The 15,697-nt window shown below is 65.0% G+C and carries 8 protein-coding genes; 4 read left to right on the forward strand and 4 right to left on the reverse strand.

Annotation, left to right across the window (positions count from 1 at the left end; all coding sequences use genetic code 11):
- The 4 genes from FHW92_RS01115 to FHW92_RS01130 all read right to left on the reverse strand — a co-directional run bounded on the left by FHW92_RS01115 (nucleotide 1) and on the right by FHW92_RS01130 (nucleotide 8,673).
- Nucleotides 1-2,478, reverse strand: coding sequence for a glycosyl hydrolase 115 family protein (locus FHW92_RS01115; protein ID WP_168601384.1), 2,478 nt, complete (start codon nucleotides 2,476-2,478; stop codon nucleotides 1-3).
- A gap of 15 nt (nucleotides 2,479-2,493) precedes the next feature.
- A complete protein-coding gene (locus FHW92_RS01120; RefSeq protein ID WP_349237621.1) occupies nucleotides 2,494-3,615 on the reverse strand; it encodes a heparan-alpha-glucosaminide N-acetyltransferase domain-containing protein in 1,122 nt (373 codons plus the stop codon).
- Nucleotides 3,612-5,912: an alpha-N-acetylglucosaminidase gene (locus tag FHW92_RS01125; RefSeq protein WP_168601386.1), complete on the reverse strand. Its 2,301-nt coding sequence runs from the start codon at nucleotides 5,910-5,912 to the stop codon at nucleotides 3,612-3,614. Before FHW92_RS01125 ends, FHW92_RS01120 begins: the two co-directional genes overlap by 4 nt.
- Before the next feature lie 112 nt (nucleotides 5,913-6,024).
- Nucleotides 6,025-8,673 (reverse strand): TonB-dependent receptor, encoded by a 2,649-nt coding sequence (locus tag FHW92_RS01130; RefSeq protein ID WP_246869851.1) that lies wholly within the window; start codon nucleotides 8,671-8,673, stop codon nucleotides 6,025-6,027.
- Nucleotides 8,674-9,231: 558 nt separating this feature from the next.
- Between FHW92_RS01130 and FHW92_RS01135 the strand changes: the two genes are divergently transcribed.
- From FHW92_RS01135 to nagE, 4 genes are read left to right on the forward strand one after another with little or no spacing between them, the layout of a single operon-like run.
- The gene (locus tag FHW92_RS01135) at nucleotides 9,232-10,257 is read left to right on the forward strand and encodes an SIS domain-containing protein (RefSeq protein WP_168602073.1); all 1,026 of its coding nucleotides are present in this window, start codon (nucleotides 9,232-9,234) and stop codon (nucleotides 10,255-10,257) included.
- Nucleotides 10,254-11,393: an N-acetylglucosamine-6-phosphate deacetylase gene (gene nagA, locus FHW92_RS01140; RefSeq protein ID WP_168601388.1), complete on the forward strand. Its 1,140-nt coding sequence runs from the start codon at nucleotides 10,254-10,256 to the stop codon at nucleotides 11,391-11,393. The genes FHW92_RS01135 and nagA overlap by 4 nt, the downstream gene beginning before the upstream one ends.
- 4 nt (nucleotides 11,394-11,397) lie before the next feature.
- Complete coding sequence (gene ptsP, locus FHW92_RS01145) at nucleotides 11,398-13,908, forward strand: phosphoenolpyruvate--protein phosphotransferase (RefSeq protein WP_168601389.1); 2,511 nt, start codon at nucleotides 11,398-11,400, stop codon at nucleotides 13,906-13,908.
- The gene (gene nagE, locus FHW92_RS01150) at nucleotides 13,908-15,614 is read left to right on the forward strand and encodes an N-acetylglucosamine-specific PTS transporter subunit IIBC (RefSeq protein WP_168601390.1); all 1,707 of its coding nucleotides are present in this window, start codon (nucleotides 13,908-13,910) and stop codon (nucleotides 15,612-15,614) included. The genes ptsP and nagE overlap by 1 nt, the downstream gene beginning before the upstream one ends.
- Nucleotides 15,615-15,697: the final 83 nt, after the last annotated feature.

The raw sequence follows: 15,697 nt of genomic DNA on the forward strand, positions 1-15,697 counted from the left end.
TCACGGCGCGGCGGTAAAAATCAGCCGGTCGAGCGCGATGCCGCCGCTGCGCGCGGTAACGGCAATGCGATGCGCGCCGGGGGTAAGCGCGGCAGGCACCGCCACTTTCAACTGATTGCTCAAAACGCCCTCGACCCAGCCCGCGCTGCCCACCTGACGCGGGACGGTGATGGCGATGGGGGCGCCGCCGTCGATGCTGACCTCCAGCTTCAATTCGCGCACGTCTCCGTCCGGAAACATAGGCAGAATGCCCAGCGCGACGCCGGTTTGCCCCTGCGCCAGCGTGAAGCCGGCCGACCACGGGGCGCCTTGCGCATCGGCGATCATCACGCCGCGCCCGCGCCCCATGCCTTCCACCTTGCGCCAGCCCTTGGCGGGCACATCCTCGGCCTCCAGCACCGGCGATGACGGCGCCGTTGTCGCGTCTACGCGGGCAAAGAAGCGGTCGGGCGCGCTGCGCAGCGAGGCGGCGGGCGTGACCAATGGGCGCGGGCGATAGATGCGCCATTGCGGATCGGCCGGTTCGGCGGGCATGATGTTGCGCCATTTGCCGCCCGCGATACCATTGTTATAGCGCTCGGTGATCGCGGTGATTTCCTCATCCGCCCATGCCATTGCGCCGCCTGCGGAATAGGCTTCGGCGGGCGTCACCTCGATCATTTCGTCATAATATTCCGCGGCGAAATAGCGGATATTGGCGGCCGAGGCCGCCCGGATCGGAAATTCGACCAGTTCGAACCACGCATCCTGCCGGTCGGCAGGAACCTGCGCGGCCATGGCCTTTGCCTGCGCCGCCAGAGTGCGCCAGCGGCGCAGGCGGTCATGCGCCTCGGGCACGGAGAAGTCGGAAAGGTGGCGGTCCTCGGCCTTGGCGGGCCATTCGAGATGTTCGGGGCGGCGCGCGAAATTGAGCAGGAAATAGTCATCCATCAGCGCGGCGGCCCCGGCCCCCAGTTCCGGCCCGAAAGCTTCGCCCAGCCAGCTTTTCAGATAGTCCCGCTGGCTTTCGTCCCGGTGCTTCTCCACGTCCCATGCCATGTCGAGGAAATGGGTCGTGCCGATCTCAGCGGGTTTGATGTCGCCCACATTGACGATCCAGATGTTGCGCGCGCCCTTGTCATAGGCGCGCGTCATTTCCTCGCGGACCAGCGCGGGCGGGGTGGTGGAAAGCCAGAGATAGGAGAGCGGATAGCCCAGATAGGACAGATGGTAATAGACGCCCGCGCCGCCCGAACGATGGGCCTCGGCCTTGCTGGGGAATTGGCGGATATAGCCGAAATTGTCGTCGGGCCAGACGATGGACACATTCTCCGGCACCTTCAGGCCCGAGCGGTAGATGTCGAGCACCTCCTTGTAGGGCACGAAAATCTGCCCCGCCTTTTCCGCGCCGCCCGCCACATGTTTGTCGAGCAAGGCGCGCTGGTCCTTGATGACACGGTCGAGCAGCGCGACCTTTTCCGCCATCGTGCTGGTGCCGACCATGCCGGTGTCGTGCAGACCGCGCATGCCGATGGTCCAGAGGTTCTCATAGGCCCCGTTTTTCTGCACCCGCTCTTCCCAATAGAGGCGGATCTTTTCGGGATTGGCGGCATAGTTGAAGGCTTCGGGCGCATCCTTCCATTCGCCCACATTGTTGCGCAGCATCACCTCGGAATGAGACGAGCCCATGATGATGCCGTAATCATCGGCCAGTTTGGCGTTGGCGGGGTCGGAATTGAAAGCCGCCGTGGTCTTGTGCATCGCGGGCCAGAGCGTGTTGGCTTTCAGCCGCAGCATCAGTTCAAAGATGCGGGCATAGGTCTTGGGGCCGATATTCTTGTATTCCGGGTCGAAAGACTGCGCCGCCCAAGGGAACAGGCCCCAATCCTCGTCATTCACGAAGATGCCGCGATAGCGCACCGAGGGCGGGCCGAAATGATGCAGGCCTGGTGCGGCATAGAGCGCATCGTGATGGCGCGGGGCCAGATCGGCCCACCAGCTCCACGGATTGACGCCCATCGCGCGCGAGACTTCATAGGCGCCAAAGGCCGTGCCGCGCCGGTAGCTGCCCACCACCACCAGCGCGTGGGCGACGCCGGGCAGGGGGTTTTTGACCGAGAGGATGAGGAAACTCTCCCATTTGCCTGCCAGCGCCGCAGGGTTGATCGTGCCCTTTTTGACCATGGCGTCGATGATCGGGCTTTGCCCCAGCGTGCCGATGATGATGGCGGCGGGGGCAGGCGCGGCTTCGGAGAGCAGGCGCGGGGTCTGCCCCGTCACCTGCGCCATGTCGCGGGCGAGATCCTGCGCGGCATGGCGCACGGCCATGGCCTCGCCCGGCGCGACGATGATGGGGGCGATGCGGCCATGATCGGCCAGCGCGAAGGCGTCCTTCGTCGGGGCAAAGCGGATGATCCCGTCATCCCCGGCATAGGCATGGCCCGAAAGGCTGGTCGCGCACAGGGCGGCGGCCAGCAGGGCAGTCTTGGCAAATTTCATGATACTCTCTCGGCCTTATGCTTTCAGGATCAAGCCTTTGCGGTCCATCCACCAGCCCACGGCCCAGCACACCATCGTATAGGCCAGCGCGCAGAGCAGCGAGCCCAAGGCGCCCGGCGCCACGGCCTGAAACAGGCGGATGCCGACCCAGTCGTAAACCCCGTCCTCGCCCAGCGGCACCATGTTGAGCACGGTCACGAACATTTCGGAAAACAGATAGATCGCCAGCGGATTGCGCCCCAGAATGGTGAAGAAGCGGACGCCCCCCTGCTTGCCGCGCAATTCGATGATCCAGATCGTCCAGCCCAGCAGCAGCAGATCAAGCCCCGTGGTCAGCAGGACAAATGGGCTGGTCCACAGCTTCTTGGCGATGGGGAACCAGGGCTCCCACGCATGGGCGGCGGCCATACAGGCAAGGCCCGCCGCCAGCATCACGCGCAAGGCATTGCGCAGATCGCCGCCCCGCTGCACCAGCAATCCGGCCAGATAGCCCGCGAGCACATTGACCACAGCGGGGAAAGTGCCAAGGAAACCTTCGGGATCAAACCCGCCATCCTTTTTATACAGATGCCCCGGCGAGAGCAGCCACATGTCAAACCGGGTCCCCGCATTGCCCATCTTTCCATAGACATCGCCCGGCACGCCGAAATGCAGCAATATGGCCCAATAGCCCAGCAAGAGCGCCACGCAGGCCCCCAGCACCACCCGCCAGTCCGCCCAGCGCACGATGACGCCCGCCAAGACATAGCACAAAGCCAGCCTTTGCAGCACGCCCGGCACGCGGGTCTGCGCAAAGGGGATCAGTTCCCAGCCTGCATCGCCATGCCTCATAAAGGGAAACCAGTACATCAGGAAGCCCAGCGCAAAGATGATCGCCCCGCGCCGTAGCAGGCGCGTCAGATAGGGCCCGGCGGGCAGGGGCCTGCGCATGGCAAAGCTCATCGCATTGCCCATGGCGAAGAGGAAGGTGGGAAAGATCAGATCGGCCAGCGTGAAGCCGATCCATTTGGCATGGATCAGCTGCTCATAGGCCCGCGCGCCCGGCCCCGCCGTGTTGACCAGGATCATCAGAAAGATCGTGCCCCCGCGAAACACATCGAGCGAGACGAAGCGCTGGGCCTTAACGGGTTCACTCACGGCAATTCTTTCAGCATTTGCGCGGCGGCGCGGACGGGATCGGTGGGCGCGGCATGGGCGTAATCCTTGCCATTGGCCACCCATTGCTCTTCCCAGGCGCGGATGCGGGCGATGGCGGCGGCTTCATCCAGAGGCCGATGCGCCAGAGCGGCGGCGCGCGCATCCTCCAGCATCATTTGCCAGCGCGGCAGATAATAGTCGGCATAAAGCCCCGACCATGCGCGCGAGGCATAATCGGACAGATGGCCCGTCCCGCCCCAGATGGTGACGATGGCCTTGGCCTGCGTCGCGTAATCGGCTTTTTCCTGCGGCGTGTCGCCATAGGCGCGGGCGTCTTTCACCCAGGAGGCCAGCGTTTCCTGCTGATTGGCGGCCAGCGTGTCGATCTTGCGGGCCAGATCGGAGATTTGCGCGCGCGCTTTGTCGCCGCCCGCCACATCGCCCGCCTTATAGGCGGCCAGCGCGGCCTTGAGCTGGTCGTCCAGCCTCATGCTGGCATAATGGCGGGTGAGATCGACAATATCCTTGGCGAACAGGGCCGAAGGATGCGCGGGCGCGGCGGCCAGCATCGCCTCGATCCCCCGGCGCAGCGCCGCAGGATCACCCGGCGCGGCGGGATAATCCGCGCCGCTCAGGCTGGGCCGTTTGAAGAAGAGATAGGCGCCCGCCATCTGGTTCCACCAGCGCGGGGTCCAGTAGCGGGTCTGATAAGCGCCCGCAATCGCCCCCTGCCACGCGGCAACCAGCGCGGGCGAGGTGCTGCCATAGCGCGCGGCGGTATAGGTTTTGAGCCATTCCCCCAGATCACGCTTTGGCCCCCATGCCAGATCATAGGCATAGGCATAGACAATGCTGTTCGAATGCAGCCCTTCGGGAAACAGGCCAAAGCCCGCCATATGGCCCTTGCCCGGATGGATCAGCGCGGCGGCCATGTCGGTTTTATAGAAGCCAAGATCGCCATAGGCCGGGTTGCTGCCGCCATAATTATGGACATAGCCGTAAACCCATTGCTTGCCGTAAAAGGCCTGCGTCTGCTGCCAGATGCCGGGATAGCGGTCATTGCCGATATCGAGCACCAGCATCTTTTCATCGGGCACTTTGGAGAGGAAAGCGCGCACCGCGTCGGGCGTCCAGAACGCCTTGTCCGCGCCGAACAGCCAGCCCTGCATCACCCATGTTGCCTTGGGCGCGGCGGCGGTGATCGAGTGATAGAGCTTCTCGCCATAAGCGGCCAGACGCGCATCGCGCACCGCAGGCGGCAGGGCGGCGACCTTTTCGGCCTGCGTGTTGGCGGCGGCGGTGTTGGCGATGGCATCGCCATATTGCGCGTTGGCCGCATCCGATCCGTCCTCGGCAATCGGGGGGACCATTTCGTTGAACGCATCGGCAAGGTAATAATCGCCCGCGCCATAGGTGGCGTTGTAAATCTCGATGAAACGCTTGGCCAGACGGGCGAAAAGCGGATCGGACGGGTCGAGCCAATAGGTCGGCGGGAAGCCTTCCCAACTGCGCATCGTGTAGATTCGCGCCTTGGGATGGGCCTTGGCGAAAGCTTCGGGCACATAGCCGGCAAAGGCGGGCAGCACCGGCTTCATGCCAAGGCTGCGCATCCGGCCAAGGATCCGGATCTGAAGCTGATGCTTCTTTTCGATCCAGCCAGGCGAGAGCGGGGCGCGATAGCCCGCGATATTGCCCATCCGTTGCCACGGCAAAAAGGGCGCCGCGGACAGGCTTTGGCCGATGGCGGCCTCATCCATGCCTTCCTCGCGCCAGAGTGCGCGCCAGACATATTCCTGCCCCTCCATGGCCAGCGGCGTATCGACGCCATGGGCGGCCATCCAGTCGATCTCGCTGCTCCACCGGGCCCAGTCCCACCATGGCGTGGTGTAGCCATAGGTGCAGGTGTTGAGATAGGCGCGCAGGTCGAAGGGGGAGGAAACCTCGCCGCTGTCGAAATTGTCGGCGCGCGACAGGGGCGCGGCGCGGCGGCCTTCCCAGCTCAGATGCAGCTTGCCCTTGGCCTCCAGCGCCTGCGCCACGCCATGGACGAGCGCGATGGGCGAGGAGCCGCTGGCCGCAATCGCGCCATGGCGGATGCGCACGCGATAGGTGGGGTGGGCGGCGGGGCGGATGGACAGATCAACCCGCTGCGCGGGAACCCCCATGCGCGCGATGGCGGCCCGCGCGGCGGCCACTTCGGGGCTGTCGGCAGCCTGAGCCGCGCCGCCTAACGCCAGCGCCACGGCAAGGCTGGACATCAGCAAAGGGTACAGGCGCAAAGGTTGCAGGATCGACATACGGGGGTTTTCTTCCGTGCAGGCGGGCAGGACAAGCGGGCAAACACAAAAAATCCGGCGAGGGGGCGAGCGACGGATCGCCCTCCCCCCGCCGGACAGTCAGGGTAGGTTCTTAGAACTTGTAGGAAGCCGAGGCATAGAAACTGCGGCCGTTGAAGCTGCTTTCCTGCCACACCGAGGTGCCGGTGTAGGTCGCCTTTTCGCGGCTGTTGTTCAGGTTGATGACGCCTGCGGTAAAGCTGAGATGCGCGTCGGGCGTATAACCGGCGCTCAGGTCAACCTGGGTGCGGGCCAGAACGGTGTGGCCTTCGCGGGCAAAGAAGCTGTCCGCGCTGTTCTGGTCATAGGCGCTGCGATAGTTGAGCGAGGCGCGCAAGCTGAAGTAGCGGTTTTCCCAATAGGGTGTCACGTTCCACGTCACCTTCGACAGGTTGCGGACCGTATAGCCCGTGCCCACCGCCAGCTTTTGCGGGATCACGCGGGTATAGTTGGCGATCAGGCCAAAACCCTTGACCGGCAGCATCTTGTCGAATGAGTGATTCAGGCTGATTTCATAGCCCTTGATCTTGATCGTGCTGGGATCGTTGAGCGATTGGGTGATGTCATAGGCATTGCCCGCAGCATCGGCGCAATCGCCCGCCGTATTCTTGGCCAGCGCCGTGCCGTTGAACGAGGAGGGGCAGATCAGCGACGTATAAGTGCCGTTCTTGATCCATTTGTAGAAGCCGTTGATGGCAATCGCGCTGGAGCGCTCATAATACCATTCCACGCCCAGATCGACCTGATTGGCGGTCAGTGCCTTCAGGTCCGCCTGACCCAGATCGACAGTGTAGACCTTTTGGCCGCCCACGTTCGAAACCGAGGATGTCTGCGCCATCGAGGTGTTGCTGTCCATGATCGGACGCACCAGCACCTTGGCGGCGGCGAAACGCACCTGCACCGACTTGGCCGGTTCCAGGACGAGGTTCATGCTGGGCAGCAGATTGCCGTATTTCTGGTTCAGGTTGTAATCGCCGATCTTGGCCTGAACTTCCTGATAGCTGTCGCTGCGCGGGCCGGTCACGTTGCCCTGCACCTTTTGCGTGGTGTATTCATAGCGCAGGCCGATATTGCCGCGCAGCGGCATCCCGGCGATTTCCGTCTCGATCGAGGCCTGACCATAGACCGAGGGCATATAGCGGTCGACGTGATACGAGGCTTCGGGCGCATAGATTTCCGGCACTACGATGCCGGCGGCGGCCAGCGCCTTGTCATAGGCGCCAAGATCGGGCGCGACCCATGCCGTGGGGATGCCCGACATGCCGTTCAGGAAGCCGCTCACCTGATAATTATAGGTCGCCATCGCCGGGAAGATGCTGCTCGACGGGGCGGGCTGGGCCGAACCCAGCGCGATCAGGTCGTGGCGCGAAACGAAGCGGTTGAACGTTTCGTGGCGGAACTTGACGCCCGCGGCCAGCTCGCTGATCGGGCCGAAGGAGACGTCCTTGTAGAGATCGGCCTGACCCGACCATTCGGTCGTGCGCATGTTGCGCGTGGCGCCATTGGGATATTCGTTGCGGTTGAGCAGCGAAGGCGCATAGGTCGCGGTCGAATTCAGCGCCGAGGAAGTGTTGAAGCTGATCGCCTCGGGGTTCGAAATATCCAGCGTGGCGCTGGCGATATTGATGCCCAGAATGGCGGCCGCTTCGCGCTGATACGATGTGCCCTTGGAATAATTGGCAATCGCGCGCCCGCTCCAGCCATTGTCGCCCTTCCACTTGGCCGACAGCGTGTAAAGCTGGGTCGTCAGGTTGCGGTCTTCGTGCTGACGGTTGTTTTCCATGGTGAAATTGGTGGCCGTCACATTGGTGGCCGCACCATTGGATGCCGAATTGACGGTGATGCGCGAGGTGTCGAACAGGAACACCTGCTGGTTCAGGTCATAGGTGGTCTTGTCCTTGGCATAGATCGCGTTGAAGCCCACCTCGATGCGGTCGGACGGGCGCCATTGCAGACCGCCGCTGGCCATCAGGCGTTCGGTTTCGCGGTCGATGCGGCGATAGCGCGGGCGGCGCGGGGTCAGGATGCTGTTGCCGCCGATGGTCTGGTTGGTCCAGCGGTCCATCCACATATAGTCGGCGCGGTCATTCAGCTTCTGATAGCCAAGGTTGACATAGACGCCCAGCGTGCCGTCAAGGAACTGGTCGATATAGCTGACGCCGACCTTGGGCGTAATCTTGCCGCCCGCATATTGCGAATTCTGCGCCTTGGCCGACACGACCAGCTGACGCTTGTGGTAATCGAGCGGCTTGGTGGTTTCGATGTTCACCGTGCCCGACAGGCCGCCCGCATCCATATCGGCGGTGGGCGATTTGATGACCTGAATGGCGCTGGCCAGTTCGGTCTGGATGATGTCGAAGCGGAAACCGTCGGTGAAGTCGGCGCTCTTGATGGTCTGGCCGTTGATCGTGGTCATCGCATATTGGGGGCCAAGGCCGCGAATGCTGATCGTGGCGCCGCGACCGTTGATGTTCGACATCTGGACGCCGGAAATGCGCTGGATCGATTCGGTGATGTTTTCGGCCGGGAACTTGCCGATGTCTTCGGAGGAAATGCCGTCCGAAACGCGCGTGTCCTTGCGCTTGGTGTCCAGAGCCGACTTGAGGCTGGCGCGGAAACCGGTGACGACAATGCCGTCCGAGGCGTCAGCAGCGGGCGCTGCGGTTTGCGCATGGGCCGCGCCCGCCACGATCAGCGCCGATGCGCCGCAGGTGGAAAGCATTGTCAGTCTGGCAGCACGTGAAAGCGGCGAAACAAGCGAAGCACGCAAGATCGTCATAAAACCCCCTCAAGAAATTGAGCTGAACCCTGTATCCTCCCGGAGGTGGCGCATCCTGTGCGCCATCTGCCCCGTTCGCCGACCAGAAATCCGCCGGAAGGACGAGTCTGTCAAGTCATTTCAATGACACCTTTGTTCAAATTGGTATTGCAAATATGTGACGATTGGCGCGGAAGTGACATGATTGGCCTGTCCAAAAAGGATCGCATTTCCGGGTAAAGTGATGATTAGTCGTCTGTTTTATTGGAAGGCTCCATGGGTTCCCCAGGTTTGCGCAGCTCGGTCAAAACTGCGGATGATACGTCAAATTGCGAATGCGGATGAAAGCTGTTGCAATGATGACCGCCTTAAAATAATACCAATTAAATATCACTTGCCGACATATTGGCATGACAGACACGCCTCCATCGCGAGGCGGCGCAAGGCAGGACCCCATTCGTGACACCTTCACTTGATGACCGACCACTTGACGGCAAACGCCCCCCTCTCGCCTCGACCCTGATGTATGCCGAAGCCGCCGAGGCGGGCGCGGCTGTGGCGCGCTTTGTCGCGGGCAATCGCGCCGAGCTGGCCCGGCTGGCCGCGCATCTGGCGCAATGCCCGCCCGCCTTTGTCATCACCTGCGCGCGCGGATCGTCCGATCATGCCGCCACCTATGCCAAATATCTGATCGAGACGCGCCTTGGCCTGCCCACGGCCTCGGCGGCTTTCTCGACCGTTTCGGTCTATGACGCCCCGGTGGTCCACCCGGCGGGCGGCGCGGCCCTTTGCCTTGCCATCTCGCAATCGGGGCGCAGTCCGGACATGCTGGCCACGGTCGAGCGCCAGCAGGCATCGGGCGCGACTGTGGTCGCGCTGGTCAATGACGAGACTTCTCCTTTGGCCCAGATGGCCGATTTCACCCTGCCGCTCTATGCCGGGGCCGAACGCTCGGTGGCGGCCACGAAATCCTATATCACCTCGCTGGCGGGCATTGCCGCGCTGGTGGCGGCATGGACGGGCGATGCGGCGCTGGCCCGCGATGTCGAGGGGCTGCCCGCGCTGCTCGATGCGTCTTTTGCGCTCGACTGGACCCCGCTGATCAGCGGCCTGCTCGATGCCTCGAACCTGTTCATTCTGGGGCGCGGCTATGGCCTTGCCATTGCCCAAGAGGCCGCGCTCAAGCTCAAGGAAACCTCGGCCCTGCATGGCGAGGCCTTTTCCGCCGCCGAGGTGCGCCATGGCCCGATGGCGGTGGTGCGCGAAGGTTTCCCGGTGCTTGCCTTTGCGGGCGGCGATGCGACGGGCGATGATGTGCGCCAGATCGCGGGCGAATTTGCCGCGCGCGGGGCGCATGTCTGGCTGGCCGATGCGCAGGCGCAGGCGCCAGAGGGCGTGACCCACCTGCCCGCCTTGGCCGCGCGCGATGAACTGGCGCCGATCTTGATGATTGCCAGCTTCTATCGCATGGCTAACGCTTTGTCGCAGGCGCGGGGTCATAATCCCGATCAGCCCCCCTATCTTGCCAAGGTGACGCGCACGCGATGAACACGGTTGATGTCCTTAACGGCCAGGCCCTGATTGCGGGGCAGTGGCGTTCATCAGTCCGCCTGACGATGGATGGCGGGCAAATCGTGTCCGTCGATGATGCGGGCGATGCCGATCAGGTGCTCGACCTGCACGGCGGCTATCTGCTGCCCGGCTTTGTCGATACGCAGGTTAATGGCGGCGGCGGGGTATTGTTCAACGATTGCCCGACGGTTGATGGCGTGGCCGCGATTGCGGCGGCCCATGCCTGCTTTGGCACGACCGCGCTGCTGCCCACGCTGATCAGCGATTCGGTCGAGGCGGTGGCCGCCGCGCTCAATGCGGTGGACGATGCCATCGCACAGGGCGTGCCCGGCATCGTCGGCGTCCATATCGAAGGCCCCTTCATCAACCCTGCGCGCAAGGGCATCCACAGCGAGGCCCGCCTGCGCCGCCTTGACGATGCCGCCATGGCGCTGCTCACCCGCCCGCGCAAAGGCGTGGTGATGCTGACCATCGCGCCCGAACTGGCCGCGCCCGAACAGATCGTCACGCTGGCCCGCGCGGGGGTGATTATCAGCGCGGGCCATACCGACGCCACCTATGAAGAAGCCATCGCCGGTTTCGACCATGGCGTGCGCGGCGTCACGCATCTCTATAATGCGATGACGCCTTTGCAGCATCGCGCGCCCGGCATGGTCGGCGCGGCCTTTGATCGCGACGATGTCTATTGCGGGCTGATCGTCGATGGCGTCCATGTGGCCACGCCTGCGGTGCGTCTGGCCTGCCGGGTCAAGGGGCCGGAGCGGCTGATGCTGGTGACCGATGCGATGCCGGGCGTGGGCAATGGGGGGCAGCCCTTCATGCTCGATGGTCGCCCGATCTATGTGCGCGACGGCATGTGTACCGATGCGGCCGGAACGCTGGCAGGATCGGGGCTGGATATGGCCACGGCCTTGCGCAACACGCTGACCATGACGGGATTGCCGATGGAGCAGGTCTCGCAAATGGCCTCGGCCACGCCTGCGGCTTTCCTCGGGCTGGAAAGCCGGATCGGCCGGATTGCGCCGGGCATGGCGGCGGATTTCGTGGCGCTCGATGCCCGTCTGGGCGTGGCGCAGACGTGGATTGGCGGCATTTGCCGCTTTGCAGGATAAAGCGATGGTTCTGGATCTGCGCGCGCCGATGGACGGCTGGATCAGCCCCTTGGCCGAAGTGCCCGATGATGCCTTTGCCGGCGGGTTGCTGGGGCCGGGGCTGGCGATCGATCCGCTGGCCGATACGGTCTGCGCGCCTGCTGCGGGCGAGGTGCTGGCGGTTCATGCGGCGGGTCATGCGGTGACGCTGCGTCTGGCGCCGGGGCTGGATGTGCTGCTGCATTTCGGGCTGGAAACGGTGCGGTTGGGGGGCGAAGGTTTCACGCCCTTGGTGCGTGTGGGCCAGCGCGTTGCGGCGGGCGATCCGTTGCTGCGGGTTGATCCGGGCGCGGTGGTGGGCCGGGCCAAAAGCCTTGTCATGCCGATCATCCTGATCGAGGCCGAGGGCTGGCAATGGCAACCGGCGATCTCGCAAGGGCTGGTGGCCAAGGGCGATGTGCTGGGCAGGATTACCGGCGCTGGCGTGGCGGAATCGGGCGCCGAAGCGAGTGGCGAGGCTTTGTCCCGCACCCTGCGCGTGCCTCTGGCCCATGGGCTTCATGCCCGACCCAGCGCACGTCTGGCCGCCCGCGCGCGCGAATTTGCGGCCAAGGTGCGGGTGGAAAAGGGCGAGGCGTCCGCCGCGATCACCAGCCCCAGCGCGATGCTGCGGCTGGGCGTGGGCCATGGCGATACGATCCGCCTGCTGGCGCATGGAAGCGAAGCGCGCGAGGCGCTCGATACCCTGAGCGAAATGATCGCGGGCGGGATGGGTGAATTTCTGGCGGTTTCCGAAACGCTTGCTGCGCCGGTCATCGCGCCTCCGGCCGTCGCTGTATCGGCGCCGCAACCGGGCGACCGGCTGAGCGGCGTGACGGCCGCGACCGGCATGGCGGTGGGCCATGTCTGGCGCCCGCGCCGCGCCGAACCCGAATTGGCCGCGATCAGCAAGGGTGAGGCCGCCGAACGGGCCTTGCTCGACGAGGCCCTGGCCGGTCTGCGCGCGGCCCTGACTGCCCAGAGCGAGACGGGCACGCCCCAGCAAAAGGCGATTTTGAGCGCGCATCTCGCGCTGCTCGATGATGAGGAACTGGTGGGCGAGGCGAAAGCCGCCATCGCCGCCGGGGCCAGCGCCGCGATGGGCTGGCGCAAGGTGCTGTGGGCGCAGGCCGAGGCTTTGCGGCAATTGCCCGATCCGCGCTTTGCCGAAAGGGCGGGCGATCTGCTCGATCTGGAACTGCGCCTGCAATGGCAATTGTGCGGCGAAGAGCCTGAGGCGCCCTTGCCCCCGCATGGCGCGATTCTCGTGGCCGAGGATCTGATGCCCAGCGAGGTGGCTGCGCTTGATCTTTCCCGCGTGGTCGGTCTGGCCACGGCGCGCGGCGGGCCGACGTCGCATGTCGCCATCATTGCGGCGAGCCGGGGCCTGCCCGCGCTGGTGGCGCTGGGCGAGGGGCTGATGCTGGTGAGCGAAGGCACGCCTCTGGTGCTTGACGCCGATGGCTGCGCGCTGGAAATCGCGCCTGAGGCGCATCGGTTGGTGAGCGTTCGTGCGATGATCGAGGCGCGCGCTGCTCGGCGCGCCGCCGCCTTGGCCAGCGCGCATGAGGAAGGCCGCACCCGTGACGGCACCCGCATCGAGGTTTTCGCCAATCTGGGCAAACTGTCCGAGACCGCCCCCGCGGTGGCGGGCGGGGCCGAGGGCTGCGGATTGCTGCGCACCGAATTCCTGTTTCTCGACCGGCAAAGCGCGCCAGATGAGGATGAGCAGACCGCGCAATATGCCGCCATCGCCGATGCGCTGGAGGGGCGGCCGCTCATTATCCGCCTGCTCGACATTGGCGGCGACAAGCCCGCGCCTTATCTGCCGATTGCCCCCGAGGAGAACCCGGCCATGGGCCTGCGCGGCCTGCGCGTGGGTCTGGCACGGCCCGATGTCTTGGCCACGCAATTGCGCGCGATCCTGCGCGCGGCACAAGGGCGGCGGGTGAAGATCATGGCCCCGATGGTGGCCCGCGTTTGCGAACTGCGCGAATTGCAGGGCGTGGCGGCGGCGCAGGCGGCCTTGCTGGGCGTGGATTTGCCCGAGATCGGCGTGATGGTGGAAACGCCCGCCGCCGCCGTGATGGCCGATGCGCTGGCGGCGCAATGCGCTTTCCTGTCGATCGGGACCAATGACCTGACGCAATATGCGCTGGCCATGGATCGCGGCAATCCGGCGGTGGCGGCGGGGTTGGATGGGCTGGACCCCTCGGTCCTGCGCCTGATCGCCCAGACCTGCGCCGGGGGCGCGCGGCATGGCAAATGGGTGGGCGTGTGCGGGGGGCTGGCCTCAGACCCTCTGGCGGTGCCGATCCTGATCGGGCTGGGCGTGGGCGAATTGTCCGCCGCGCCCGCAATGGTGGCGGAAATCAAGGCGTTGGTGCGCAGCGTCGATGTGGCCGATTGCCGCAGCTTGGCCGCCCGCGTGCTGGAGGCCGACGGCGCGGCGCAGGTGCGCGCGCTGGCTGCGGAATTTATCGGAGGGCTGGCGTGATGACATCTGCGTTCCATGGCGCCGCGCAGGGGCTGCAACGCCTTGGCCGCGCGCTGATGCTGCCGATTGCGGTGCTGCCGGTGGCGGCTTTGCTGCTGCGTATGGGCCAGCCCGATCTGCTGAACCTGCCCTTTGTCAGCGCGGCGGGCGATGCGATGTTCGCCAATCTGGGCCTGCTCTTCGCCATTGGCGTGGCGACCGGCTTTGCCCGCGACGGCAATGGCGCAGCGCCTCTGGCCGGGGTCGTATGCTTTCTGGTGGCGACTGAGGGCGCCAAGGCCTTGCTCAAAGTTCCCGCCGATGTGGTCGCAGGCGTGGCCGAGGCGGCGCGCGGGGCGGTAACGGGCGCATGGCGTCAGGGCCAGATCGGCCGCGTGGCGGTGCCTTTGGGCATTGTTTCGGGTATGATCGGCGGCCTTGGCTATAATCGCTTTTCCGGCTTCCGCCCGCCCGATTTCCTCGCGTTCTTTGGCGGCAAGCGCTTTGTGCCGATCATCGCGGGCGCTTGCGGCGTGCTGCTGGCCGCGCTGGTGGGGTTCAGCCATGATGCGATCAATGCGGGCGTCGATGGCGCCTCGCGCGCGGCGCTGGGTAGTGGGGCGTTCGGCCTGTTCGCCTATGGCTTGCTCAACCGCCTGCTGCTGGTGACGGGGCTGCACCATATTCTGAACAATATCGCATGGTTCGTGCTGGGCGATTATCACGGGGTGACGGGCGATCTGCGGCGGTTTTTCGCGGGCGATCCGGGGGCTGGCGCTTTCATGAGCGGCTTTTTCCCGGTGATGATGTTCGGCCTGCCCGCCGCCTGCCTTGCCATGTATCGCAGCGCGCGGCCCGAAAAGCGGCGCGAGACGGGCGGTATGCTGGCCAGCCTTGCGGCGACCTCCTTCCTGACCGGCGTGACCGAGCCGATCGAGTTCAGCTTCATGTTCCTCGCGCCTGCGCTTTTCGCGCTCCATGCGGTGCTGACCGGGGCGGCGATGGCGCTGATGTCCTTGCTCCATGTCCATCTGGGCTTTGGCTTTTCGGCAGGCCTGTTCGACTATGTGCTGAACTTCTCCAAGGCGACGCGGCCGCTGGTGCTGATCCCGGTCGGGCTGGCCTATTTCGCGATCTATTATGCGGTGTTTCGCTTTGCGATTGTCCGGCTCGACCTGAAAACGCCGGGGCGCGAAGAGGACAGCGGCGAGGCGGCCGAGGTTTCGACCGAGCAGGGCCGGGGCGCGGCTTTTGTCGCGGCGCTGGGCGGGGCGGACAATCTGGTCGAGGTGGGCGCCTGCACCACGCGGCTGCGGCTGGTTGTCGCGCGGCAGGAGGCGGTGGATGAGGCCGCGCTCAAGGCGCTGGGCGCGCGCGGGCTGATCCGGCCTTCGGCGCAGGGGCTTCAGGTGGTGCTTGGCCCGCAGGCGGACAGTGTGGCCAGCGAGATGCAGGCGGCGATGCGGGTCGGGTCGGTGGTTCGCGCGGCCGCTCCGGTTGGGGAAGCTCTGGCGGCCTTGTCGCCGCAATCCTTGCCCGCGCCGGTGCGCGCCGCCTTGGGGCCGGTCGCATCCCTCCATGTCGGGCCGAGCCGTCTGGTCGTTGAAACCGAGACTCCCCCCGATCTGGAGGCGCTGGCGGCCCATGGTCTGCGTGGGGGCGTGCAACTGGGCGGGCAATGGCATCTGCTCTTTGCGCCCGATACAATTTCCGCCTGGCACAGATAAACAACCGACAGGCGTTTGCAGGAGGGGGCTCGGCAAGACATATTAAAGTCTTGCCGAGCCCCATTCCTTTTTGGATAAGACAG

Origin of the sequence: Novosphingobium sp. SG707 (assembly GCF_012275515.1) — a bacterium.
GTDB lineage: Bacteria > Pseudomonadota > Alphaproteobacteria > Sphingomonadales > Sphingomonadaceae > Novosphingobium.